Below are 25,124 nucleotides of genomic sequence, written 5' to 3'. Positions count from 1 at the left end.
GCTGTTAGCTCAACCACGGCCAACCCTACGGCACCGGCACGCTCGGAGTCCAGCATTGGCACAATGCGGGCCCCCACCAGCGGTTCGAACATCCCGATGCGAACGCGGGCTACGTGCGGGTGCTGTTTCCCAGGTCGGCGTGATGCTCGCGCATGGCTCCGATGAGCGCTTCGAACACTCGGTGGGCAGCGTCGAGATCCGAATCCGGTAGGTCCTCGAGCGCAGCGCTGGTGCGCGCTCCCAGTGGTCCGAAGAACCCGCGAGCAACCTCCATACCGTGCTCGTCGTAGCGAAGTATGACTTTACGTCGGTCCGACGCGTCGGATTCGCGTCGAATATGACCGGACGCGATCATCCGCTCCACCAGATACGTCATCGCCGCGGACGACAGTCCGAGCATCGTGCCGAGCTCACCCGCGGTGAGGGGCGCGCCCTCGACGTCGGCGACCATCACATGCAGCAGAGCGCGAAAGTCGTTGGGCCGCAAGCTGTGCAACGCACCGAATACCTGACCGATCTGTTCCGACACCGATGACAGCGCCCGAAGGTCCGCCGATATCGCGGATTCGAGGTGGTTTCGGTCGGTCATGGCGGTGGTAACTCCTTCGCTGCGGTCATGGTCAGACTACTGCCCGCAAGAGATTCAGTTGCTTAATATCTAAGTAAATGAGATTGTTTCTTCGTGGACAGCACCCGTACCGAGACCACCGCAGCCTGGGACCGCATCGCCGCGGCCGTGACGCATCGTCGATCGTGGGCGCTCGCCCTCGCCATTCTTATTCTCTCGATTGCCGTGATCGGGCTCGTCGGTAGCAACGATTCTGCCGGTCAGTCGCCGAACTCCTTGCCGACATCCGCCGAGTCGTACCAGGTGGACGAGCTGCTCTCCCAGTTCCCGGACTCCGACACCGCACCGGTGATCCTCGTTCTGAGCCGCGTCGATGGCGGTGACCTGACCCCGGCCGATATCGAGGCAGCCGCTGCTGCGCAGGCCAGGCTGCTCACCGTCGACCGGTCGGTGACCGACGAACCTGGACCCCCTCCGATCGTCGCACCGGACGGGAAGGCCGCAATCGCGTTCGTTCAGGTGAACTCGGAACTGTCCGGCTTCACCCTGAACGACCTGATCACAAGCCTCCGATCCGCGGCGACGGTCGGCCTACCGTCCGATCTCAACGCCCAGGTCACCGGCGGGCCGGCATTCGGAGCGGACATCGCCAACTCGTTCTCCGGGGCCAATTTCACGTTGCTCGCCGTCACCGCACTCGTGGTGGCAGTGCTCCTCATCGCCACTTATCGATCGCCCATTCTGTGGTTGGTTCCGCTTGCCGTCATCGGTTTCGCCGATCGCTTCGCCTCCACCGTCGGCACGGCCCTCGCCGAGGCGACCGGGCTGTCGTTCGACGGCTCGACCTCGGGGATCACCAGCGTGCTCGTGTTCGGCGCAGGCACCAATTACGCCCTGCTGCTGATCTCTCGTTACCGCGAGGAACTCCGCCGCGAGTCCGATCACCGGCTCGCGTTGCGCCACGCCGTCCGGAACGCGGGACCGGCCATCCTCGCCAGCAATGCCACCGTTGTCCTCGCACTGCTGACTCTGTTGCTGGCCATCCTCCCCAGCACTCGCAGCTTGGGAGCGCTGGCCGCGGCCGGCCTCGTCGTCGCATCGGTGTTCGTGCTGTTCGTACTGCCTCCGTTGTTGGCACTGTGCGGCCCGAAGTTGTTCTGGCCCTTCGTCCCCAAGCCGTCCGATCGCGATACCACCACCGAGGGCGTCTGGCATTCGGTGGCCGCCGGTGTCGCTCGTCGTCCGGTGGCGACCGCCTCCATCACCATCGCCGTATTGCTCGCCTGCTGCGCGGCCTTGGTCGGCACACAGATCGGGCTGTCGCAGACCGAGCAATTCCGGGTGACCGCCGAATCCGTCGAAGGATTCGACACTCTCTCGCAACACTTTCCGGCCGGATCCGCAGACCCGATCACGGTTCTCGCACCCACCTCGGATATCGACGGCGTCGTCGCCACCGTCCGGGACGTCGACGGCGTCGTCTCGGTGGATCGGGTCGCTGATTCCGGTACCGGACTGACCCGGCTGTCGGTGGTCACCGACGCTGCCCCCGCCTCCGACGAATCGTTCACCGTCGTCGAGAACCTTCGGTCCACCCTTGCGGGTGTCGACGACGCACGAGTCGGCGGCAGCGACGCCAAAGCACTCGACACCACCGACGCTGCCGCCCGCGATCGGCTCGTGGTGATCCCGGCGATCCTGGCGGTCGTTCTACTCGTGCTGTTGATACTGCTTCGCGCCGTCGTCGCACCGCTGATTCTCGTCGCCACCACGGTCCTGAGTGCCGTGGCCGCCATCGGTATCGGTAGCTGGGTGAGCCTGCACGTCTTCGGCTTTCCCGCGCTCGACGACAACACTCCCCTGTTCGCGTTCCTGTTTCTCGTCGCCCTCGGTGTCGACTACACCATCTTTCTGGTCACCCGGACCCGGGAGGAGACGGTTCGGCACGGCACCAGATCTGCGATCGTGCGGGCGGTCTCGGCCACCGGCGGCGTCATCACCAGCGCGGGAATCGTTCTGGCAGCAGTGTTCTGCGTCCTCGGCGTCCTCCCGCTGATCACCCTCACCCAGTTGGGAATCATCGTCGGCCTGGGCATTCTGCTCGACACCTTCGTGGTACGCACCGTCGTGATTCCCGCCCTGTTCACCCTCATCGGCCCGGGGATTTGGTGGCCGAGCACGATCGACAACGAGACGACCGCAACCAAGGAGCGAAATTCATGAAGGTACGTACGATGTTGAGCCGCACCGCAATTGCAGGAGCAGTCGCAGCAGGCGCCCTGCTCGGCGCGGCCCCGGCGCAAGCGCAACCGGTCGGCCCTTTGGGGTCGGTCGGTCTCGATCCACTGGCTCCGATCCCGTCACTCGATGTCGAACGGTACCTGGGCACCTGGAACCAGGTTGCCGCGGTGCCGCAGCCGTTCAACCTGATCTGCGCCCGTGACACGCAGGCGAACTACCAGATGATCGACGAATTCAACATTCGCGTCGAGAACACCTGCACCACCTGGACCGGCGGCGAGAACCGCATCGTCGGCAATGCTCGGGTCAACGACACCGTCACCAAAGCCCAACTGCACGTGAGCTTCCCGGGCGTCCCCACGCAGGAGAGCCAGGAGGGGCCGACCAACTACATCGTGGCCTACATCGCAGACGACTACTCGTGGGCTTTCGTCGGAAGCCCCAACCGCACGTCCGGATTCGTGCTCAAGCGCACGCCCGACGTCAGCGTCGAGCAGTTCCGCGAGATCCGCAGCGTCGTCGAATCGCTGGGTTACGACTCCAACTTCATCACCACGACGCCCACCCCGGGCGGCGCGACGACGATTCAGCAGCTCTCGACCGTGTAGTGCGGCGGAGCCGCAGTGGCGTGGTTATGTGCCGCAGAGGGCTTATAACCACGCCACTGCCGGAGGCACTCAGCTCGCGGACAGGATCGAGATAGCGAAGATCAGGCTGTCGCCCTGCTCGATTCCGGCTGCCGGATTGCCGGTCGCGTAACCGTCGGCCGACGTCACCGCTACGGCGACGGTCGAGCCGACGGTCTGTCCGGCGATGGCTTTCTGGAAGCCCGCCACCACGCCGGTCAGTGGGAACTCGACCGGTGCGCCGCGCTCGAAACTGCTGTCGAACGTCGATCCGTCGCGTCCGTTGACGCCCAGGTAGCAGACGGACACGTTCGCGTCGTCGGCGACGATCGGGCCGTCCCCGGCCTTCAGCGTTTTCACCTGCGTCTCGGCGACGCTGAACGGGGCTTCGACGTCGACGGCCGGGGCCGCTGTATCCGTCGATCCGGTGACGGCGATGCTGCCGGTGTCGCCTGCCAGTGTCCACTCCGGGGTGGCCGACGGGTCGGGTGTGCCCGTGGGGCAGCTACTCGAAGCCGTCGCATCGGTGGAGGACGTCGCCGAGGACGTCGTCTGCGTCGTCCCGGAATCCGAGTCGGAACTGCATGCACCCGTCAACAGGACGAGTGAGGTGGTGGCGGCCAGGAACAGGGTGCGGGTCGAGGTGAGTTTCACGGGGCCCACGCTACAAGTGGCATACGGGGCCCCGTGTATCCCGTCAGATCGCGGAGCGGAACACCTCGGCGACCGGGGCGGACGCGCGGCCGATCAATGCCTGCAGGTCACCGGAATCGGTGTCGAGTTCCCCGCGGGAGACACCGGCATCCGCGCTCGCCAGCATGGTCGCCACGAAATCGGGCAGTCCTGCGCCCTGAAGAATCGTGGCGTACTCCGACTCGGTGACGTCCTTGTAGACGACCGGCTTCCCGGAGATGCCGGCGAGAACGTCCGCGAGTTCGGCATAGGTCAGGCGCTCGTCCCCGCCGAGCTCGTAGATCTTCCCGCCCTGGTTCTCGAGAGTCAGCACAGCCGCGGCAGCGGCGGCGTAATCGGCGCGTGAGGCAGCGGCGATCCTGCCGTTCCCGCCTGCACCAAGCCACACTCCACTGTCGATGGCCTGGCCGAGCGAGCCCAGGTAGTTCTCCCAGTACCAGCCGTTACGCAGAAACACAGCAGGAATCGGCGAGGCCGTCAATCGCTCTTCGGTGGCCTTGTGCTCCGGCGCAAGGCTGATGCCGGAGGTGTCGGCAGCGAGCACGCTCGTGTATGCAACGAGGCCCACTCCGGCTGCCTCGGCGGCGTCGATGACGTTGTTGTGCTGAGCAATTCGCTGACCGACCTCCGATCCCGAGATCAACAGCACCTTCTCGACACCTGCGAACGCAGACGTCAGCGCGTCGGTGTCGCTGTAGTCGGCCACCCGCACCACCACACCGCGCTCGGCGAGTGCGGCCGCCTTGTCGGCGTTGCGTACGACGGCGACGATGTCGGCAGGCGCGACGCCGCGATCGATGAGTGCGGCGACGACGAGCCCGCCGAGATTGCCTGTCGCTCCGGTGATGGCTGTGGTCATGGAAAACGCTCCCGAGGTTGAAGTATCAAGTTCCGTTTCATCATGCACTTACTTTTCGTACAGTGCAACATCAGAATTTAGCGCTGCGGGTACGGCCTGCGCTAACATGGAGAAATGTCCGAGGCCCTCGAATCTCTCGAAGCATCCGTCTTCGCACGGGAATGCGGGTCACGGCAGACGCTGCAGAACGCGACGAGCAGGTGGGGAGTGCTCGTCCTGGCCGCCCTCACCGAGAGCGACTACCGATTCAATGCCCTGCGCCGACGCGTCGACGGCGTCAGCGAGCGAATGTTGGCACAGACGCTGCAGACCCTCGAACGCGACGGCCTCATCGTGCGCACCGTGCTCGAGACCATCCCGCCCAAGGTCGAATACAGCCTCACCCCGCTCGGACGTGAGGTCGGATCACGGTTGACCGACCTCATCGAACTGATCGAGGGCTCGATGCCTGCCGTGCTCGAAGCACGCGCCGAGCACGACGCCCGCTAGTCAGCTGGGGGCGTCACTACACACCATTCGTTGCCCTCGGGGTCGAGTAGCACCTGGAACGACCCGGCCGCAGTGGTGTTCCGGTCCCCCACCGCCGTCGCACCCAGACCTACTGCCTGCTCGACGGCAACGTCGATGCTGGGAACGTCCACGTCGAGATGTAGTCGATTCTTGCCGGACTTACCCTCGGGCACTCGCTGGAACGCCATCCGGGTGAACCCGGGAACATCGACGAAATGCCACGAGTCGTCGCGCACGACGGGCTGACCACCGAGCACACCCGCCCAGAATCGGGCCAGCACAGCCGGTTCCGTGCAGTCGAATACGACCTCGTCGATACGTCCGATCATGGAGCCATCGTAAGCACCGAGGGTGGGGGAACGCTGTTTACCGCGTTGTGATCATACCGAGATGCATTCGTGACCATGCGGATCTCTGAGCGCGTCGCTACGGGGTAACACTCGAGGAAGGTCGTCGGGGCGCACGAGCATGTCGATCCGGCAACCGCAGGAGCGCGGCACGCCCGGTGCCTGCGCCAAATCTTGGAGGCATCGACCATGTTCCATACCAAGAGAATTCTCGGCGGAGCAGCAGCATTCGGATTCGCCTGTACCTTCGCGGCCCTGGTGCCCGGCACGGCCTCGGCCGCACCGGTCGCCTGCACCACGGCACCCGGAGGGGCCGACGTCGCCGCGCTCGTCGGAGGTTCACAGTGCGACAGCTCCGCAGACGGCGCAAGTGCCGCAGCAGGAGTCGGCCTCGAGGGATGGGGCTCGGCGGAGGCGATGAACAACGCGGCGGCACTGGCCCTCGGTCTCAACGGCGGAACTGCCGTCAGCAACGCCGGCTTCGGCGGCGCGCCTGCTGCGATCGCCTTCGGTCCCGGTGCCATCGCGCAGAACACTGCGGCCGGCCTCGGACTGTCGATCGCCGTGGCTGCGCCGGGCTCGACGATAACCCTCACCCCCGAGGGTGCCGCCTGCAACGGTGCCGGCTTCGCCGGAAGCTTCACCACCCTGCAGGGCTGCATCGGCTGATGCCCGTCGTCGTCGGGGTGAAACACGACTTGCGCAGGCCATATCAGTGCCGCCGGGCCCAGGTTGATCTACAGTCTCACTGACTACAGTCTCGGTACGCGAGCCGGTGACGGCCCGCTGAACAAGGAGTTCGACGGCAATGATGTCCTACCTGCTCTACGACGTTCTGCTCCCCCAACTCGGCCACGACGTCGCGTCGTATTGGGCACACCTTCTGGTCATCGCCCCGATCTGACATTCGGATCCGGTGCTCACGAAAAATCCCCGCTCGGCCGCGTTGGCCGGGCGGGGATGATTCGTATGGGGTGACCGAAGATCAGACAGGCTCGGGCAGCAGCCGCGTCAACACATCCGACAGGGTGACAACGCCGATAGTGCGCGCACTGTCACCCGCCTCGGCCGACGGTTCGACGACCAGCGCCAGATGATGTCTGGTCTCGCGCATCGACTGCAGGGCGACGTAGACCGGTGTCGTCCGATCCAGCGTGTAGGCCGGGCGGGTGATCTCGGCGAGATACTCCGGCTCGGTCAACGTATCCCTCACGTGCACAACACCTTTCACTACGTCGTCGTCACTGACGAGGATGCGCAGATGGCCGCTGATCCGGGACGCCTCCCGCACGTCGTCGATCGACGCTGATGACGGTACCGACGTCGGCGCGCCACTTCCGGCCACCAGGTCACCGACGGTGAGATCCTGCAATTCCAATGCCCCGGATATCTGCGCCTGGTAGCTGGCGTCCAGGGCTCCCACGTTGACCGAGTGCTCGACGAGCTGACGCAGGTCGTCTGCGTTCTGCCCGGTGCCGACGGTGTCGGCCGGCTCGACGCCCACCTTGCGTAGGCACCAGTTCGCCATGTTGTTCAGGGCCGTCAGCACCGGACGCGTGAGAAACATGAACGCGCGCATGGGGATTGCGAGCATCGTTGCCGACTTCTCGGGATGTGCGATGGCCCAGGACTTAGGAGCCATCTCGCCGACGACCAAGTGCAGGAACGTGACGATGATCAGGGCCAGGACGAAGCCGAGGACGTCCGCGAACCAGTAGGGCAGGCCGATGCTCTCGAACAGCGGCGTGAGCCAGTAGTGCACCGCAGGCTTGGTGGTCGCGCCGAGCGCGAGGGTGCAGACGGTGATACCGAGCTGCGATCCGGCGAGCAGCACCGTCAATTCCGAGGAGCTGCGCAGAGCAGCCCGCGCCGCCCGCGAGTTGGGGGCAGCATCCTCGAGGCGATGCCGTTTGGCCGCAAGAAGTGCGAACTCCACGGCAACGAAGAAGGCGCTCGCAGCGATCAGACCGATGGTGACGGCCAGAAAGACCCAGAGGTTGCTCATCGGTGCGCTCCTGCAGTATCGGACTCGGCCGAATTCTCGTCGTGCTCGGTTGTCCGCTCGTCGATGGTGAGGGTCAGTAGTGACGGCACGTGACTGTCGATCTCCTGCACCTCGATCGTGACGAATCGAATCGGCGACTCGTCGTCGTTGGCGAGGTCCGCGTTGTCCGGCGGCAGATCGACCTCGATACGGGTCCCGATGTCGGGTAGCGAACCATGATGGGCGATGGCGAATCCCGCGATGGTCTCGTATTCACCGTCGGGGAGGTCGACGCCGATGGCGCGCTCGACCTCGTCGACGTGCACCTCCCCTGCCATCGTCCAGCTGCCGTCGTCGGCGCTGACCGGGCTCGGGTCGAGTACGCCGTCGTCGTGCTCGTCGGTGATCTCGCCGACGAGCTCTTCGGCCAGGTCCTCGATGGTGATCACTCCGGTGAGACCACCGTATTCGTCGATGACACAAGCCAATTGGTTCCGTGTCGCCCGCAGCTCGCGCATCGCGTCGGGCAGGCTCTGCATCTCGGGAAGGATCAGCGCATCGCGGGTGAGGTCTGCGATGGGGGTCGAATCCGGCGCGGTGGAGGCCAACACGTCGTGCAGATGCACCACGCCCACGATTCCGTCGGCCTCGTCGAGCACGGGGTATCGAGAATGCTCTTGGCCCATCAGTGTTTTCACCTCACCGAGGGTGTCGGTGTCGCGGACCGTCGCCGCACGCGAACGCGGGATCATGGCGTGTTCGACGTTGCGCGTAGGGAAGTCGAGAATGCGATCGAGCAGCGTCGACAGCTCGTCGGGCAGATCCCCGGTCTCCCGCGAATCCGACACGATGTGCTCGAGGTCGCGTGGGCTCGCCGAATGTTCCACATCGTGCACCGGCTCGATCTTGAGTGCTTTGAGCAACAGGTTCGACGACTGGTCGAAAATGGTGATGAGCCAACCGAAGAGCTTGAGATAGATGGTCGTCGACAGCGAGAGCCATCGAGCCACGGGCTCGGGGCGGGCGATGGCGAAGTTCTTCGGAAACAGTTCACCGAAGAGCATCTGTACGAACGTCGCGAACGTGATCGCCAGAACGGCACCGAGGCCGACACCGACTGCTGTCGGAACACCGACGCCGCCCAGTATCGCTCCGAACGACTGCCCGATCAGCGGTTCGGCGACGTAGCCGACAAGCAGGCCGGTGACCGTGATACCCAGCTGTGCACCCGAGAGCATGAACGAGGTCCGCTTGGTGACGGTCAGCGTGCGAGCTGCGACGGCGTCGCCGGCCTCGGCACGCGCCTTGAGCCGGGACCGGTCGACGGTCATGTACGCGAATTCCTGCGCAACGAAGTAACCGGTTGCGACGGTGATGAGAAAAACGACGAGCAGGCCGAGCAGAAGAGTGAGCAGAACGCTCATTCGCCGGACACCGCCTCGCACGTAGTAGCTGTAGTGCGGGGAGCCGTGTCCGGCCCGGGTTTATCGCTGTCCATGATTCCTCGAGGTCGAGTGGTGGGATATTTGTCCGATACTACCGGGTCACGGCGCTTTCACGACGAGGACGGGGACCGGGCTGTCCAACAGAACGCGCTGCACCGTGCTGCCCATCAGGAATTTGCCGACCGCCGATCTGCGCTTGGACCCGATGACGAGCATCCCCGCACCGACGTCGGCGACGAGATCGACCAGTGCGCCGGCCGGGTCGCCGCCATCCGGTTCGACGCGCACAGTCGTCGCAGTTCCGGGGAGAGTCCGCTCCACCTCGGCCTGCGCCGCGCTACGGTCTTCCGCCGATACGGAATCGCGGTCCACCACGGACAATACGATCAGCTCGGTCCGACGCAGCTCTGCCTCCGCGGCACCGCGCCGCAACGCTTCCTGCCCCTCGGGGGTGTTGCTCATCGCTACTGCCACTGCGCTGCCTACCGCTGTGTTCGCTGAAGACACGGTCTCTCCCGTTGCTCGAATCCACCGAAGATCGACCTCGATGTTGTGAACTGGACTAATCGGACAAACTGTATCTAACCTGACGCTGTGACACACCACACGAAAGGTCTCTGATGGCGATACCGCCCACGTTGCTTCGAACAGTCGGTGCCCTGGCGGTGGTGGGAGCGGTGACCGTGGCGGGTATCGACGCCGCTCGCAGTGCCAGCGGCTCCGATGCCCGAGCCAAACTGACACTGATCGCTCCGGCTGCTGCGGGCGGCGGCTGGGATCTGGTCGCCCGCGAGTCGCAGCAAGCGCTGCGCAGCGATGGCATCGTCAACAACGCGCAGGTGGTCAACGTTCCAGGGGCCGGCGGCACGATCGGCCTGAGCCAACTCGAGAAGCTCAGCGGTCAGCCCACCACGGTGATGATCACCGGCACCGTCATGCTCGGCGGCATCGCGATCAACAACTCCGACACCACCTTGGCCGACACCGTGCCGATCGCCAAGCTCGCCGAGGACTTCGAGGTGTTCGTCGTCCCGAAGGACTCGCCGATCCAGAATCTCGAGGACATGATCGAGGCATGGCGAGCGAACCCCGGTGGCCTGCCGATCGGCGGCGGGTCGCTCGGCGGCATCGACCACATCGTGGCGGGCCAATTGGCCCAGGAAGCCGACATCGATCCGGCCGCAATCAATTACATCGCCTACTCCGGCGGCGGTGAGGTACTCACGTCGCTGCTGTCCAACACCGTCGGCGTCGCGGTCAGTGGATTCAACGACTTCCGCGATCAGATCGAAGCCGGCAACGTGCGTGCCCTCGCCGTGGCCGCGCCCGAGCCGCTCGAAGGATTCGACGTGGACACGTTCATCGAACAGGGCTACAACGTCGACCTCGTGAACTGGCGCGGAATCGTTGCACCGCCCGGGATTTCGGACGAGGACCGGCAGACGCTCGTCGACATCGTCACCGAGATGGTCCAGACCGAGCAATGGGCGACGGCCGTCGAACGAAACCGCTGGAAGGAATCGGTCGTCACAGGAGACGAATTCGGGGAATTCCTCGAGGTCGAGCAGGCACGTATCACCGGAATTCTGGAAGAGCTGGGGCTGGTATGACAACGACGACTCCCGACACCGCAACCTCCCGCTCCTTCTGGACGGGCCGTAGCGGCCTGATCGTTCCGGCACTGCTCGTCGCACTGGGCGCATTCCTGGTCTACGGAACCATCACGATGGATGTTCCTCCCACCGCCACCTCCCCTGGCCCGCAGGTCTTTCCGGCCATCGTCGCCGGCGGCTGCTTCGTGGTCGCTGTGTTGGTCACGATCCAACTCATGGTCAAGCCAGACGTCATCGATCGCGGCGTCGACGACGACGGCGTGCCGCACACCGGTACCGTCAGCAACTGGCGAACCCTGTCGATCACCGTCGGATCGGTGGCAGTGTTCATCGCTCTCCTCGACCCGCTCGGCTGGGTTCTCGCCGGTGCCATCCTCTTCTGGGGTGTCTCGGTCGGATTGGGTGGTCGCCGTTACGTGTTCGACGCGGCAGTCGCACTGCTGGTCTCGAGCGCCGTCCAGATCGTATTCTCCGCGGGCCTCGGCCTGACCTTGCCCGGCGGCGTTCTCGCCCAGATCTTCTGACGGAGCTGAATTTCCGATGGATTCATTGAGTAATCTTCTCGACGGGTTCGGCACCGCGCTGACTCCGATGAACCTGGTGTGGGTGTTCGTAGGCGCACTGCTCGGCACCGCCGTCGGCGTGCTACCCGGACTCGGTTCTGCTATGGCGGTGGCGCTTCTGCTGCCGGTCACGTTCACTCTCGACCCCACCGCGGCGCTGATCATGTTCGCCGGAGTGTATTTCGGCGGCCTGTTCGGCGATTCCATCTCGGGCATCCTGATGAACACCCCCGGCAACAGCACCGCCATCGCCGGTACGTTCGAGGGACATCGAATGGCCAAGAACGGCCGCGCCCCACAGGCTTTGGCGACCTCGGCCATCGCGTCGTTCATCGGTGGCATGATCGCCACGACCTTGGTCGTGTTCTTCGCACCGACGCTTGCGGCGCTGGCGACCAACTTCGGACCCGCCGAATATCTCGCACTCGCGGTGTTCGCGTTCATCGCCACTTCGGCGGTGGTCTCGGACTCCGCCCTCAAAGGTCTGACCGCACTGCTGATCGGTCTCACTTTGGCCGTGATCGGTATCGACGGTCCGTCGGGGGCTTCACGATTCACCTTCGAGGTACCTGCCCTGTTCGACGGCATCCACATCGTCGTCATCACCGTCGCGATGCTCGCCCTCGGTGAGGTCATCCACATCGCGTCGAAGATCGGGCGGCCCGAGGATCGGTCGTTGATCAAGTCGCAGGGACGACCGTGGCTGAGCAAGGCGGAGTTCCGCGAAGCACTCCCGGCCTGGCTACGCGGGACGGCATTCGGTGTGCCGTTCGGCGTCATACCAGCAGGCGGCGCTGAGGTGCCGAGCTTCCTGGCGTACGGCACCGAGCGTCGGCTCGATCGTAAACGCGAGAAGCCGATGTTCGGCAAAGGTGCCATTCGTGGTGTGGCAGGACCCGAGGCGGCCGGAAACTCCACGGCCGGTACGGCCATGGGAGCGCTACTGGCGTTGGGTCTACCGACGTCCGCCACGGCGGCGATCATGCTCGCAGCGTTCCAGCAGTACGGTATGCAACCCGGACCGCTCCTGTTCGAGCGCAGTGGAGACATCGTCTGGGCCCTGCTGGCCAGCCTCTTCCTGGCGATGATCGTGCTGCTGATCCTCAACCTGCCGTTCGCACCACTGTGGGCGCAGCTGCTGAAGATCCCGAAGAACTACCTGTACGCGGGCATCTCGGTGTTCGCCGCCCTCGGCGTCTATGCGTCCAGTGCGTCGATCGTGGATCTGATCTTCATGCTCGGGCTCGGCATCGTCGGATTCATGATGCGGCGCTACGACATTCCGCTCGCACCGGTGTTGATCGCCGTGATCCTCGGCCCACTCGCCGAGGAATCACTTCGCCGCGCACTGGCCGTCAGCGAGGGCGACCCGTCGATTCTGGTCAGTAGCGGCATCACCATCGTGCTCTACGCACTGATGATCATCGCCGTGGTGTTCTCGATCGTCAGCAAGATCCGCGCCCGCAAGACCGCCGACTTCTGAGTGCGCTCCGCGCAGTGGTGTGGCTCTGTTCTCGGTCGTTCCGCAGGCTCCACTCCTGCGCGCCCGCAGGCGCATAACCACACCACTGCGAAGCACTCAGTGCTGCAGAGCCGGGTAATCCGTGTAGCCCTTGGCACCGTCGGTGTAGAACGTGCTCTGGTCCGGCTCGTTCAGCGGCAGATCCTCACGCCAGCGGTGCGCGAGATCGGGGTTAGCGATTGCCGGACGTCCGACCACGACGGCGTCGCCGACGTTGTCGTCGAGCAGCGACAGCGCTTCGTCGCGAGTGGTGATCTCACCGAAGCCGCTGTTGACGAGCACAGCGCCGCCGAACGCCTGCCGTAGATCCTGTACCAGCTCGCCCGACGGATCCTTGTGCAGCACACTGAGGTACGCCAGACCGAGCGGCGCGAGCCGCTCGACCAGCGCGCGGTAGGTGGCACGCACGTCGTCGGAGTCCGTCTCGAGCGCATCCTGAATGTTGTGCTCGGGCGAGATGCGGATGCCGACCTTGCCGGCTCCGAGCGCCGCGGCCACGGCCTCGACCACCTCGGCCACGAACCGCGCCCGGTTCTCCGGCGAACCGCCGTACTTGTCGTCACGCTGGTTCGAGGCGGGCGAAAGGAACTCGTGCAACAGGTAACCGTTGGCACCGTGAACCTCGACGCCGTCCATACCGGCAGCGACCGCATTCTTCGAGGCCTGTACGAAATCGGCAATCACCGAGGGCAGTTCGTCCTCCCGCAGTGCACGCGGGGTGGGGTACGCCTTCTTTCCCTCGTACGTGTGAGTCTCGCCGTCGATGGCGATGGCACTGGGGCCGACGACCTCACGGCCACCCGTCGTCGCCTCGTGGGTCACGCGCCCGGCATGCATCACCTGCGCGAAGATCAGCCCGCCGTCGGCATGCACTGCGTCGGCCACATTGCGCCACCCCTCGATCTGCTCGTCGGTCACCAGACCGGGCTGACCGGGGAAGCCCTGGCCCGCATGGCTCGGGTAGGTGCCTTCACTGACGATGAGACCGAGGGACGCCCGCTGCTTGTAGTGCTCGACCACCAGCGGACCCGGCACTCCGTCACGTCCTGAGCGCACCCGCGTCAGCGGAGCCATCACCAACCGGTTGTCGAGCTTCAGGTCACCGAGCGTCAACGGGGAAAACAACTTCATGGTTCTCTATCTCCTTACGAGTGCGTGCACAGTACTTGCCACTGATCACTCGAACGACCGAGATCCATGAAGCTATTCCGATCCGAGACATTGCTCACTCACAGGATGTACAGCATCTCCTGGTACGTCGGCAGCGGCCAGAGATCGTCGGCCACCATTGCCTCGAGGGTGTCGGCCGCAGAACGGACAGCCGCCATCGCAGGCAACAGTTCGTCCTTGGCGTGGGTGGCCTCGGCCAGAGCGTCGCCGCCCGGATCCGCTTCGAGGGCCGCCTTCAATGTCGCCAACGCTGCGCGCAGCTCCGACAGTGGAGCCGAGACTGCGTGCAGCGCAGTCATGTCCACGTCGTCGACGCCCGCGCCCTTGAGCGCACTGACGTTCTGCGCCAATTCCGTCTGGTAGCGCACGGCAGCGGGAAGGATCGATGTCTGACCCATTTCCAGCGTCAACCGCGCTTCGACGAACACCGTCAACGCGTACTGCTCGAGCCCGATTTCGTAGCGCGAGTGCATCTCTCGGTGGTTGAACACCTTGTACTTCTCGAACAGTTCCATCGCCGACTCGGAAATCAACTCCGGCAACGCGTCGAGCGTCGTACGCAGGTTCGGTAGGCCGCGTGCCTCGGCCTCGATCTGCCAGTTGTCGGAGTAGCCGTCGCCGTTGAACACCACCGCGCCGTGTTCGGTGATGATCTCGGTCAGCAGATTCTGCACGGCGGTGTCGAAATCGGTGCCGTCGGCGACGGCCGCTTCGAGGTTGGTCGCCATGTAGTCGAGCGCCTCGGCCATGATCGTGTTGATCGTGACCATCGGGCCGTTGACGGTCTGCATCGAACCGGGGGCGCGGAACTCGAACCTATTGCCGGTGAAGGCGAACGGGCTGGTTCGGTTGCGGTCGCCGGGATCGGTCGGCAGTACGGGCAGGGTGTCGGCACCGATCATCATGGTGCCCTTGCCTTTCGAGGATGTGGCTGCGCCCTTGGCGATCTGGTCGAACACGTCGGCGAGCTGGTCGCCGAGGAAGATCGAGATGATTGCCGGCGGTGCCTCGTTGGCACCGAGGCGGTGATCGTTGGTCGCCGACGCCACGGATGCGCGCAGCAGACCGCCGTACTTGTGCACTGCGCGGATGACGGCGGCACAGAACACGAGGAACTGCGCGTTGTCGTGCGGATTGTCGCCGGGCACCAGCAGCGATCCCAGGTCGGAGTTGCCGAGTGAGAAGTTGACGTGCTTGCCCGAGCCGTTGACACCCTCGAAGGGCTTCTCGTGGAACAGGCACTCCATGCCGTGCTTCTTGGCAATGGTCTTGAACGTCGTCATCAACAGTTGCTGGTGATCGGCCGCGATGTTGCCGCGCTCGAACATCGGCGCGATCTCGAACTGTCCGGGTGCTACCTCGTTGTGCCTGGTCTTGGCCGGAATGCCGAGCTTGAACAGCTCACGCTCGGTGTCCATCATGAAGCCGAGCACGCGCTCGGGGATGGCACCGAAGTAGTGATCGTCGAACTCCTGGCCCTTGGGCGGCTTCGAGCCGAACAGGGTGCGACCTGCATTGAGCAGGTCGGGACGGGCCAGGAAGAAGTGCCGGTCGACGAGGAAGTACTCCTGCTCCGGGCCACAGAACGAGACGATGTTCTCGATGTTCTCGTGTCCGAACAGCTTCAGGATGCGCTCGGCATGTCCGCCCATCGCCTGCTGCGAACGCAACAGCGGCGTCTTGTGGTCGAGGGCCTCACCGGTCATCGAGACGAACACCGTCGGGATGCACAGGGTGTTGCCGTTCGGGTTCTCGAGGACATACGCCGGGCTGGTGACGTCCCAGCCGGTGTATCCGCGTGCCTCGAACGTGTTGCGCAGGCCGCCGTTGGGGAAGCTCGACGCGTCGGGCTCGCCCTGAATCAGCGTCTTGCCTGCGAATTCGGCGAGCGCACTGCCGTCACCGACGGGATCGAAGAAGCTGTCGTGCTTCTCGGCCGTCAACCCCGTGAGCGGGTAGAAGACGTGCGCGTAGTGCGTTGCGCCCTTCTCCAGAGCCCAGTCCTTCATCGCCGACGCCACCGCGTCGGCCACCATGGGGTCGAGCTTCTTGCCCTTGTCGATCGTGGCCATCACCGACTTGAACACCGACTTGGGCAGTCGCTTCTGCATGACGACCTTGCTGAAGACGTTCTCACCGAATATCTCGCCCGGCTTCTCGTCTCCGACGAAGCTGACCGCAGGCGGCACGTACGCCTCGACGTCTTTGATCGCCTGCAGGCGGACGGTATTTCCACTCATGGCTACCCCTTGGCAAGGTGCGCTCCGCACCTGGTGTGTGCGGAGTCCGACTCGGCGACTGTACGAATGCCTCGTGGCGGTGGTGTTTCGTCGCTGTGTCCACTGCAATGCAAAACCGTCGGAAGGCAAAAGTTTCCTTCCACGCAGACGGGGGTAACTGCGTTGCCAGCGTAATCAACCGGAAAGCGTGGCCCCATGACCGACGAACTGACCGTCCGCCGCGTGATCGACGCTCCTCCCGCCTCCGTCTTCACCGCGCTCGCCGATCCCGAGGTCCAGGCCGCGGTCGACGGCTCGCAAATGCTCCGCGGCGCGATCGATCCGACGCCGCTGAACGCGGTGGGCGACACCTTCGCGATGGATATGTATCAACCGGAACTGGGCGAGTACGTCATGGAGAACACCGTGTTCGTGTTCGAGCAGGACCGACGCATCGGTTGGATTCCCAATCGCCAGGGCATGGAACCCCGTGGCACTCGGTGGTCCTGGGAACTCGAGGAGGTCGCCCACGACAGGACAGCACTGACGCAGGTCTACGACTGGTCCCGCGTCACCGATCCGGAGTTCCGAAAGATGGCCGGCTTTCCGAGGGTGACCGAAGAACAGATCGTCGGCACGATGCGCCGTCTCGCAGAACACCTCGGCGTCACCGTCGAGAACTGATCCATCGAAAGAGAGAACCTCATGGTCGACGTCACCCGAACCTTCACCGCCGCTGTCGCGCTCGACAAGGCCGCGGCATTCCTGCGCGACTTCTCCAATGCGTCGGCGTGGGATCCGGGAACCGAGAGCTGCACCCAGGTCTCCGACGGCCCGGTGGCCGTCGGAACCCAGTGGCACAACGTCTCGAAGTTGTTCGGAGTCACCACCGAACTGACGTATACGTTGGTCACCGACGAGCCCGATCACGTCGTGCTCGAGGGGAAGAACAAGACGGCAACCAGCGTCGACGACATCACGCTGACGGCCGAAGGCCCCGCGTCGACCCGGATCGACTACCACGCGCACGTCGAATTCAACGGTGCGGCAAAGGTTGCCGGCCCGTTCCTGAAGGCGGGCTTCGAGGCGAAGGTCGCTCCGGAGACCGTGAAGAAGATGACCGCCGCGCTGGAAAGACTGTGACCTCGGCGCTTCCAAGCTCAGTACCTCTCGGTCAATTTCGTTCCAGCGCGGGCTTTTTCGCGAGGACGGTGAAGTTGTCGGCAGAGGATTCGTGTCGGTCCGGCGCGATGCGTTCGCCGTCGTCGCCGTAGACGGCGATCAGTTCGAGGCCTGCGCCGGCCACCAGAGTGCGGACGTCGTCGAGGGTCGAGAAGTGCATGACGAGTGCGAATTCGTGGGCTTGCAACGGGGCCAGAGCCCACGATCGGTGATCCTCGGCTTTCGACCGATTGACGAGCCAGTTCCGCACACCGCGCACCTGCGCAGACGGATCGAGCAGACGACGTCCGACGGCGACGAGAAGTGCTCGCAGCGAGAACTGTGGCCGAGTCGTCGGTCGCCGTAACTGAAACGGGCTCTCCAGATACGACCGACCACCTCGATTGAGCGTCGAGAAGACCACGACGCCTGTCTCGTCGGTCACCCGCGCGAATTCGGCCAGTACGCGGCGGCGTTGCTCGTGGGCCACGGTATCGAGTCCGTTGTTGCTGAAGACGACCAAGCCGAACTCACCGTCCTCGAACGCCGCCAGGTCACGAGCGTCGGCGACGTGCGCAGGCAGATCGGGAAAATTCTTCCGGAAAGCGTCGATCATGTTGGGGGCGTAGTCGATTGCCACGTAGCGGTCGGACAGCAATCGCAGCAGCGGCGTGGTGCGGCCGCTCCCCACACCCACGTCCAACACCGGAACCCCGCGGGCCAGGTCTGCGGCGGCGACCAAGGCTGCGGCCTCACCGCGATCGAGAAATCCGTCGGTGGGTCCCATGAATTCCACGTACGTGGCGGCGACCCGAGCATCGTCGAAAACACCCCGGTTGGAGTCGGTGGACATCTCGGACACCTCCCCGTTCACGAGCTGCGGACGTACCGCAACTGCCGACGACCGTACCGACGAATCCTGAGGCGCGCCTGAGGTGCTGCCCCGGCGTCTCGGCACAGGTATGGTCTGGTTCCCCTCGTCCGTGCATCATCGACATATGACGAATTCGTACGACGCGTGGCCCGAACTTCGAGTCGACAGCTGGGCGGACACGCGCGACACGGTGCAACTGTGGACCCAGATAGTCGGCAAGACCCGAATGGCGTTGTCTCCCCCGCTCAACCACTGGTGGGGAGTTGCGCTGTACGTCGACGCGTCGGGCCTGACGACGTCGCTGATGCCACTCGGGGATCGAGGCCTCGAGATTCGCTTCGACTTTCTCGCACACCAGTTGATCCTCGCCACCACCGATGGCGAGCGCCGAACCATGAAGCTCGAGCCTCGAACCGTTGCGGACTTCTACGCCGAGTACACCGATCTGCTCTCCGGGCTCGGCGTGGAGGCTCCGATCGTGGCAGTGCCGGTCGAACTGCCACACGTGACACCGTTCGCCGAGGACGTCGAGCACGCGTCGTACGACGCCGATGCCGTCCAGAAGTTCTGGCGAGCGCTCGTCAGCGCTGATCGGGTGTTCTCGGAGTTTCGAGCCGGCTTCCGCGGCAAATCCAGCCCGGTCCACTTCTTCTGGGGCGCTTTCGATCTCGCGGTCACACGATTCTCCGGAAGGCCTGCACCACAACATCCCGGTGGTGTTCCCAACTGTCCCGACTGGGTGATGCACGAGGCATACAGCGACGAGGTGTCGAGCGCCGGGTTCTGGCCGGGCGGGGCCGCGGAGGGCGCGTTCTACGCGTACGCCTACCCGAACCCGGACGGGTACGACAGTCATCCGGCCGTCACCGCCCCCGCGTACTTCGATCGTGATCTCGGCGAGTACGTACTTCCGTACGAGTCCGTCCGCACCGCCGAGGACCCCGACGCACTTCTGCTCGCCTTTCTCGAGAACACCTACCGCGCTGCCGTCGAGACCGCCCACTGGGACTAGCTCGGGTGGGGCGGTCATCGTTCCCCCCATTCGGGGGTATCCCACGGGTGACCCGGATCACTACCGTTCGTCGCATTCGGTATCGCACATATACCCGATACCCGACAAAAACGGAGGAACCATGACCGCTGTCTCGCCCGAGGATCCGGGCGTCGCCACTCCGACCCCACCGGCGGTGCAGACGAAGACGAGCGTCCGCCGAGTTGCGGTTGCCAGTGGTATCGGCACCACGATCGAGTTCTACGACTTCTTCATCTACGGCACTGCCGCCGCGCTCGTCTTCCCCACGATTTTCTTCCCGGCGCTCGGATCGACCGCGGGCACCGTGGCGTCGTTCGCGACGTTCGCCGTCGCGTTCATCGCCAGGCCCGTCGGTGCGGTGCTGTTCGGCCACTTCGGCGACCGAATCGGTCGTAAGAAAACCCTGATCTCGACCCTGCTGTTGATGGGGGTGTCCACCTTCGCGATCGGTCTACTGCCCGGCGCAGCCACCATCGGAGTCGCAGCCCCGATCATTCTGGTACTGCTCAGATTCGGGCAGGGATTTGCCGTCGGCGGAGAGTGGGCGGGTGCCACGCTGCTCACTGCCGAGTACGCACCTGCCGGCAAGCGTGGGTTCTATGCGATGTTCCCGCAGCTGGGACCCTCGGCCGCGTTCATCTTCTCCAGTGCGACCTTCCTCGCCACCGGCCTGCTGTTCGGCGACACCAACGAGACCTTCCTCAACTACGGGTGGCGAATTCCGTTCCTGCTCAGCGCTGTTCTGGTCCTCATCGGCCTCTACATGCGATTGGCCATCGAAGAGACCCCGGTCTTTCGAGCCAACAAGCTCGCCGAAGAGCACGCTCCGGCGAACTCGGCACCGACCAAATTGCCGATCTTCGACGCTTGGCGCATCCAGAAGCGCGAAATCATCACTGCGGCAGGCGCATTGGCATCCCTCTTCGCCTTCTTCTATATGGGGACCGCATACCTGACGAGCTACGGCACCAAAACCCTCGGGTTCGACCGCCCGTTCGTGTTGGTCACCGGGATAGGCGCTGCGGTGATCTTCGGTATTGCCATCGCCACCTCGGCAACCTATTCCGATCGCGTCGGCCGACGCCGAGTCATCATGGCGGCGTGCATCGTCGCGGTGCCGTGGTCGATAGCACTGTTCCCCTTGCTGGACTCGGGCTCACCGGTCGCGTTCGTGATCGGCATGTGCGTGACGCTCGCAATCTTCGGTGTTGCGTACGGGCCGACCGGAGCTCTGCTTCCGGAGCTCTTCCAGACCCGATTCCGTTACACCGGAGCCGGTTTGGGCTACAACCTCGCCGGCGTTCTCGGTGGCGCGATTCCGCCGATGCTTGCCGCACCGCTCACGGCCGCGTTCGGCAGTATCTCGATCGGCGTGATGCTGGCTCTGCTGTCGGTGCTGAGTCTGGTCTGCACCAAGAGACTGATCGAGACCAAGGATGTCGACATGGCGTAAGGGCCCACAACCGACACACACAAAGAACCGCGGCCACCCGGAAGTCGGGTGGCCGCGGTTCTTGTCAGCTGTCCTGGAACGAGACTCAGTCGTCGCCACGGGGCGGCGGCTGAACGTCGACGCCACCGGAGTTGTGCTCCGGTCCCGCCGCGGGATGCTCGGCCGGTACGCGACCGCGAGTCTTGGCGGCCTCACTGTCCTTGGTGGCACCCTCGGCGAACTTGCGACGCCAGCTCTCCTCGGGACGGTAGGGGCCCGGCTTCGGCCGAACCTTGCCACCCGGGAAGGCCAATCGCGCGATGGTCCGCTGGACCATCCCCCACTGCTGAAAGAACGGCCCGGTGTTGTAGGGCAATTCGTAGCGCTCGCAGATGTCCTTGATCTTCGGCGCGACGTCCGAGTATCGAGTGCTGGGCATGTCCGGGTACAGGTGGTGTTCCACCTGGTAGCTCAGGTTGCCGCTCATCAGGTGGAACAGCGGTCCGCCGTCGATGTTGGCGGCGCCCACCAGCTGACGCACGTACCATCCGCCGCGGGTCTCGTTCTCCACCTCTTCCTGGCTGAAGGTGTATGCCTGATCCGGGAAGTGACCGCAGAAGATGATCGCGTTCGACCAGACATTGCGAATGATGTTGGCGGTGAAGTTGGCGGCCACCGTCGAGAGGAACGTGCTCTCGACACCACTGACCCGACTGTCCAACAGGGCGGCCGTCCGGCGGTTCTTGCCGAAACGCGCGGATCCCCGCAGCTTGGACGCGAGGCGAGACCTCTTGCTCTCGGGTAGACGACCACCCGAGGCGAGCTGCGCCACCGCGAATGCCCCGGCACTGATCAGCGGCCAGCCCACGTAGTCCTTGACGAACTGCTTCCGTGCCTTGACGCCGATGCCCTTGAGGTCCTCGACGAGCTCCTTGACGGGCTTCTCTCCGCGACGGATAGCCTCGATGTCGAGATCGTGCAGGGCGACGCCCCACTCGAAGAACGCCATCAGCAGCACGTTGTAGAACGGCTGGGCCAGGTAGACAGGGCTCCACTTCTGACGTGGATCGATGCGCATGATCTCGTAGCCGAGATCCTTGTCCTTGCCGCGAATGTTCGTGTACGTGTGGTGCACGTAGTTGTGGGAGTGCTTCCACGAGTTGGCGGTGGACGCGGTGTCCCAGTCCCACACGGAGGAGTGGATTTCCGGATCGTTCATCCAGTCCCACTGGCCGTGCATGACGTTGTGGCCGATCTCCATGTTCTCGAGGATCTTCGCGATGCCGAGGCATGCGGTGCCGGCCAGCCACGCCGGCTTGCTGGTGGAGCCGAGCAACAGCACGCGGCCGGCAACCAACAGCTGACGCTGGGCTGCGATCACCGAGGTGATGTACTTGCGGTCCTTGTCACCGAGGCTGGAGTACACCTCGTCGTGAATGGCGTCGAACTCCTTGGCGAGTTCGGCGATCGTCTCGTCACTCAGGTGCGCCAGCGGGTTCACCGGCTCATCGGTGTCGGTGACGCGCCTGGTGGTTTCGTCGATAGACATACATTCCCCTGTTCGAATGGAAGATCAGAGTTCGATTTCGATGTCGCCCTCAGCAGTGTTGACACAGATCCGAACCGCTTGCCCCGTAGGTTCGGAGATATCCCCGTTACGTAGGTCACGTAAACGCCCCTTCCTCAGGGTACCTACGCACGTATGGCAGATGCCGATTCGGCAGCCGTACGTCAGATCCAGGCCGGCTTCCTCGCCCGCGGCGAGAATCGTTGTGCCGCCGTCGCACTCGACGTCCTTCTCGCTGTTGACGAAGCGCACGGTTCCGCCCTCACCAGCATCGTCTCCACCGCCGATGACGGGCTGGAAACTCTCGTAATGGAAGCGTTCCGACTCGCCCTGGTCTTTCCAGTACGAGCGCAGATCGTCGAGATGCTCGCCCGGACCGGAGCAGAATGCTTCTCGCTCACGCCAATCCGGGACCAGTTCGTCCAGTTCCGACGCCTTCATTCGACCTTCGTCACTGGTGATGCGTAGCTTCACCGTCAGCCCGTCGTGCTTGGCTTCCAGTTCCTCGAGCGTGTCCGCGAACATCAACTGTTCACGGTTGTGCACCGAGTGCACCACGACCACGTCACGGACCTGGTCGTGATGATCCAGGGATCGCAACATGCTGATGATCGGCGTGATGCCACTGCCGGCGCTGATGAACACCATCTTGTCCGGAACCGGACTCGGAATCGTGAACTCACCCTCGACCTCGCTGAGCCGGACGATGTCGCCGGTTCTGATGGTGCCCACCAGATACGGCGACACGGTCCCCGACGGCACGAGCTTGGGACTGACGCTGACCAACCCGTCCTCGGGGTCCGGATCGGACGTGAGGGAGTACGCCCGCCAGTGATAGCGGCCGTCGATGAGCACCCCGAGCCGTACGTACTGGCCCGGCGTGTGGCCCTGCCACTCGAAACCGGGACGGATGTACACCGACACGGCCTCGGATCCCTCGGGAACCACACGTTCGACTTTGCCGCGGAGCTCACGAGTGGTCCAAAGCGGATTGATCATCGACAGGTAGTCGTCGGGCCGGAGCGGATTGAACAACGACCGGACTGCGCGCAGCATCGTCCGTCTCACAAAAGAAACCTGGGGCTTGGCCCCCCGTTCAGCCATACTCAACGGTAACCCCGGGCGGCCTGCCGCGCGCCGGAATTGCTCAGACTCGAATGAGACTGCTACACAACATGAACAGAACCGGGAAATACCGACCGGTCAGCGTGCTCGCGACACTCGGTCTCCCAAGGCGGCACTGACCTTGCCATACCAGCCCAGCGGCCGGGTACCTCGAGTGGGTACATCCGCCAACAACGCCTCGGCTGTTTCCTCGGCATCGATCTTGTTGTCGCCGATGCCACCGGTCGCCCCGCGCTTGGCCCACCCCACCACGTAACACCCGGGCACCGGAGTGCCGTCGGCCGCGGTGACGCGGCCGCCCTCGTTACGGATGGTGCCGGTGATGTCGTCGAACGGGACGCCCGGCGACGGTGTTCCGCGATAACCGATCGCGAGCAGCACCAGCTCCGTCGAGAGAGTGACCGCGTGTTCACCCACTCCCACCTCGATGGACTCCACCGAGCCCTGCCCATGCACAGCAGAAGGTGCCCGCCCGAAGGCGAACACGATGCGACGCCCGTGCGCGCCGGATCCGAGATCGACTCGGGCCGCACCGGCCAGCGCCGATGCGGGAGCGGACAACGGCAGCCGGTCGATCGCGTCGAAAATTCCGTCCGGTCCCGCCACGACGACGTCGACTCCGGCGCGATCGACGAGCGCCTTGCACTCCGATCGTGTGAATGCCGCGAACTCCGGTCCTCGTCGCGCCAGGACGACCACCTCTCGCACGCGATTGCGACGGAGCTCTGCCAACGCGTGTGGGGCGATCTCGGTTCCGTTCAGAGAATCGGGATCGGCCGTGAGAATGCGCGCGGCGTCGAGGGCGACGTTGCCGTTGCCGATGATGGTGACGCGGTCGACGCCCGTGAGATCGATGGCGTCGGCGGGGACGTCGGGATGCCCGGTGTACCAGCCGACCAGGGTGCGCGCGCTGACCGAATTGTCGAGATCGACACCGGGAATCTCGAGCGCTCGGTCCTTGTCGGCACCGACGGCATAGACGACGGAGTCGAACTTTCGAGCCAACTCGACGTGATCGACGTCCTTGCCCACCTCGATGCCGAGCTTCATCGTCACGCGTGGGTGCGCGAAGATTCCACGAAAGTGCTCGCTGATGCGTCGAGTGCCGAGGTGGTCCGGTGCCACGCCGTAGCGCGCCAAACCGCCTGCGGTCGGCAGCCGGTCGTAGAACGTGATCGTGGTTCCCGGCACGCGCAGCAGGGCTTGCGCGGTGTAGCAGGCCGCCGGACCGGTGCCCACGATGGCGATGCTGACCGGAGGCAGCTCGTTGACCGTCGCCACCGGAAAGCGCGGCTCACCCCACTCCGCAACCGCCGGCTTGTCGCGGTAGTAATCAGCGTTGATCTCGGCGTAGATCTGCTGGTCCGGAGTCAACCGGGACACCCGGGTGATCGCGTCGACCGGGCACGCATCCGCACACGCACCGCAGTCGATGCACGATCGTGGATCGATGTAGAGCAGCTCGGTCTTACCGAAATCCGGCTCGTCGGGGGTCGGATGAATGCAGTTGACCGGGCACACCGACAGACAGGATGCGTCGTTGCAACAGTTCTGCGTGATCGCGAACGGCAT

24 protein-coding genes are annotated in these 25,124 nt (G+C 64.4%); 11 read left to right on the top strand and 13 right to left on the bottom strand.

Going from position 1 to position 25,124, the window contains the following annotated elements; all coding sequences use genetic code 11:
• Positions 1–109: 109 nt before the first annotated feature.
• Positions 110–589: a MarR family winged helix-turn-helix transcriptional regulator gene (locus CH278_RS07655; RefSeq protein WP_032371734.1), complete on the bottom strand. Its 480-nt coding sequence runs from the start codon at positions 587–589 to the stop codon at positions 110–112.
• Positions 590–736: 147 nt separating this feature from the next.
• Between CH278_RS07655 and CH278_RS07650 the strand changes: the two genes are divergently transcribed.
• Both CH278_RS07650 and CH278_RS07645 read left to right on the top strand, forming a co-directional pair.
• Positions 737–2,791: an MMPL family transporter gene (locus CH278_RS07650; protein WP_230073745.1), complete on the top strand. Its 2,055-nt coding sequence runs from the start codon at positions 737–739 to the stop codon at positions 2,789–2,791.
• The gene (locus tag CH278_RS07645) at positions 2,788–3,417 is read left to right on the top strand and encodes a lipocalin family protein (protein ID WP_080729391.1); all 630 of its coding nucleotides are present in this window, start codon (positions 2,788–2,790) and stop codon (positions 3,415–3,417) included. The genes CH278_RS07650 and CH278_RS07645 overlap by 4 nt, the downstream gene beginning before the upstream one ends.
• A 69-nt stretch (positions 3,418–3,486) precedes the next feature.
• Here the strand turns inward: CH278_RS07645 and CH278_RS07640 are convergent, their stop codons facing one another.
• Together CH278_RS07640 and CH278_RS07635 are read right to left on the bottom strand one after the other, a co-directional pair.
• Positions 3,487–4,098, bottom strand: coding sequence for an FKBP-type peptidyl-prolyl cis-trans isomerase (locus tag CH278_RS07640; protein ID WP_094621571.1), 612 nt, complete (start codon positions 4,096–4,098; stop codon positions 3,487–3,489).
• 34 nt (positions 4,099–4,132) lie between these two features.
• Complete coding sequence (locus tag CH278_RS07635; protein WP_094621570.1) at positions 4,133–4,987, bottom strand: SDR family oxidoreductase; 855 nt, start codon at positions 4,985–4,987, stop codon at positions 4,133–4,135.
• 114 nt (positions 4,988–5,101) lie between these two features.
• Here CH278_RS07635 and CH278_RS07630 point away from each other — a divergent pair, with 114 nt between their 5' ends.
• The gene (locus CH278_RS07630; protein WP_032369119.1) at positions 5,102–5,476 is read left to right on the top strand and encodes a winged helix-turn-helix transcriptional regulator; all 375 of its coding nucleotides are present in this window, start codon (positions 5,102–5,104) and stop codon (positions 5,474–5,476) included.
• Here the strand turns inward: CH278_RS07630 and CH278_RS07625 are convergent.
• Positions 5,473–5,826, bottom strand: coding sequence for a VOC family protein (locus CH278_RS07625; protein WP_032386401.1), 354 nt, complete (start codon positions 5,824–5,826; stop codon positions 5,473–5,475). The genes CH278_RS07630 and CH278_RS07625 overlap by 4 nt on opposite strands.
• A 207-nt stretch (positions 5,827–6,033) precedes the next feature.
• Here CH278_RS07625 and CH278_RS07620 point away from each other — a divergent pair, with 207 nt between their 5' ends.
• Positions 6,034–6,513, top strand: a complete 480-nt coding sequence (locus tag CH278_RS07620) for a DUF6764 family protein (RefSeq protein WP_032386402.1) — start codon at positions 6,034–6,036, stop codon at positions 6,511–6,513.
• 316 nt (positions 6,514–6,829) lie between these two features.
• On the opposite strand, the gene CH278_RS07615 is transcribed toward CH278_RS07620, so the two are convergent.
• From CH278_RS07615 to CH278_RS07605, 3 genes are all read right to left on the bottom strand, one after another.
• The gene (locus CH278_RS07615; protein WP_032374841.1) at positions 6,830–7,849 is read right to left on the bottom strand and encodes a hemolysin family protein; all 1,020 of its coding nucleotides are present in this window, start codon (positions 7,847–7,849) and stop codon (positions 6,830–6,832) included.
• Positions 7,846–9,252, bottom strand: a complete 1,407-nt coding sequence (locus CH278_RS07610; protein ID WP_094621569.1) for a hemolysin family protein — start codon at positions 9,250–9,252, stop codon at positions 7,846–7,848. The genes CH278_RS07615 and CH278_RS07610 overlap by 4 nt, the downstream gene beginning before the upstream one ends.
• A 120-nt stretch (positions 9,253–9,372) precedes the next feature.
• A complete protein-coding gene (locus tag CH278_RS07605; protein WP_236253864.1) occupies positions 9,373–9,780 on the bottom strand; it encodes a universal stress protein in 408 nt (135 codons plus the stop codon).
• 113 nt (positions 9,781–9,893) lie between these two features.
• On the opposite strand from CH278_RS07605, the gene CH278_RS07600 reads away from it, so the two are divergent.
• From CH278_RS07600 to CH278_RS07590, 3 genes are read left to right on the top strand one after another with little or no spacing between them, the layout of a single operon-like run.
• Complete coding sequence (locus CH278_RS07600; RefSeq protein WP_094621568.1) at positions 9,894–10,883, top strand: Bug family tripartite tricarboxylate transporter substrate binding protein; 990 nt, start codon at positions 9,894–9,896, stop codon at positions 10,881–10,883.
• Positions 10,880–11,410 (top strand): tripartite tricarboxylate transporter TctB family protein, encoded by a 531-nt coding sequence (locus CH278_RS07595; protein WP_032366792.1) that lies wholly within the window; start codon positions 10,880–10,882, stop codon positions 11,408–11,410. The genes CH278_RS07600 and CH278_RS07595 overlap by 4 nt, the downstream gene beginning before the upstream one ends.
• A gap of 16 nt (positions 11,411–11,426) precedes the next feature.
• Positions 11,427–12,932, top strand: coding sequence for a tripartite tricarboxylate transporter permease (locus CH278_RS07590; RefSeq protein WP_032366793.1), 1,506 nt, complete (start codon positions 11,427–11,429; stop codon positions 12,930–12,932).
• A gap of 96 nt (positions 12,933–13,028) precedes the next feature.
• Here the strand turns inward: CH278_RS07590 and CH278_RS07585 are convergent, their stop codons facing one another.
• Both CH278_RS07585 and CH278_RS07580 read right to left on the bottom strand, forming a co-directional pair.
• Positions 13,029–14,102 carry an alkene reductase gene (locus CH278_RS07585; RefSeq protein WP_094621567.1) on the bottom strand — a complete coding sequence of 358 codons (1,074 nt, stop codon included), beginning with the start codon at positions 14,100–14,102 and terminating at the stop codon, positions 13,029–13,031.
• Between the two features lie 98 nt (positions 14,103–14,200).
• Positions 14,201–16,381 (bottom strand): glutamine synthetase III family protein, encoded by a 2,181-nt coding sequence (locus CH278_RS07580; RefSeq protein WP_094621566.1) that lies wholly within the window; start codon positions 16,379–16,381, stop codon positions 14,201–14,203.
• Between the two features lie 195 nt (positions 16,382–16,576).
• On the opposite strand from CH278_RS07580, the gene CH278_RS07575 reads away from it, so the two are divergent.
• Positions 16,577–17,044: an SRPBCC domain-containing protein gene (locus CH278_RS07575; protein ID WP_032366795.1), complete on the top strand. Its 468-nt coding sequence runs from the start codon at positions 16,577–16,579 to the stop codon at positions 17,042–17,044.
• 21 nt (positions 17,045–17,065) lie between these two features.
• The gene (locus tag CH278_RS07570; protein WP_094621565.1) at positions 17,066–17,503 is read left to right on the top strand and encodes an SRPBCC family protein; all 438 of its coding nucleotides are present in this window, start codon (positions 17,066–17,068) and stop codon (positions 17,501–17,503) included.
• 31 nt (positions 17,504–17,534) lie between these two features.
• Here CH278_RS07570 and CH278_RS07565 read toward each other — a convergent pair whose 3' ends face one another.
• Positions 17,535–18,374, bottom strand: a complete 840-nt coding sequence (locus CH278_RS07565; protein WP_032386751.1) for a class I SAM-dependent methyltransferase — start codon at positions 18,372–18,374, stop codon at positions 17,535–17,537.
• Positions 18,375–18,519: 145 nt separating this feature from the next.
• On the opposite strand from CH278_RS07565, the gene CH278_RS07560 reads away from it, so the two are divergent.
• Together CH278_RS07560 and CH278_RS07555 are read left to right on the top strand one after the other, a co-directional pair.
• Positions 18,520–19,407 carry a DUF5996 family protein gene (locus CH278_RS07560; protein ID WP_032391895.1) on the top strand — a complete coding sequence of 296 codons (888 nt, stop codon included), beginning with the start codon at positions 18,520–18,522 and terminating at the stop codon, positions 19,405–19,407.
• Between the two features lie 121 nt (positions 19,408–19,528).
• Positions 19,529–20,881 carry an MFS transporter gene (locus CH278_RS07555; RefSeq protein ID WP_027495755.1) on the top strand — a complete coding sequence of 451 codons (1,353 nt, stop codon included), beginning with the start codon at positions 19,529–19,531 and terminating at the stop codon, positions 20,879–20,881.
• Positions 20,882–20,966: 85 nt separating this feature from the next.
• Here CH278_RS07555 and CH278_RS07550 read toward each other — a convergent pair whose 3' ends face one another.
• The 3 genes from CH278_RS07550 to CH278_RS07540 all read right to left on the bottom strand — a co-directional run bounded on the left by CH278_RS07550 (position 20,967) and on the right by CH278_RS07540 (position 25,124).
• A complete protein-coding gene (locus CH278_RS07550) occupies positions 20,967–22,409 on the bottom strand; it encodes a fatty acid desaturase family protein (protein WP_094621564.1) in 1,443 nt (480 codons plus the stop codon).
• Between the two features lie 24 nt (positions 22,410–22,433).
• Positions 22,434–23,531, bottom strand: a complete 1,098-nt coding sequence (locus tag CH278_RS07545) for a ferredoxin reductase (RefSeq protein ID WP_052054647.1) — start codon at positions 23,529–23,531, stop codon at positions 22,434–22,436.
• Between the two features lie 99 nt (positions 23,532–23,630).
• The gene (locus CH278_RS07540; protein ID WP_051365042.1) at positions 23,631–25,124 is read right to left on the bottom strand and encodes an FAD-dependent oxidoreductase; all 1,494 of its coding nucleotides are present in this window, start codon (positions 25,122–25,124) and stop codon (positions 23,631–23,633) included.

It is taken from the genome of Rhodococcus sp. 05-2254-5 (genome assembly GCF_002258575.1).
GTDB lineage: Bacteria > Actinomycetota > Actinomycetes > Mycobacteriales > Mycobacteriaceae > Rhodococcoides > Rhodococcoides fascians.
This window is presented reverse-complemented; position numbering and strand designations above follow the sequence as displayed.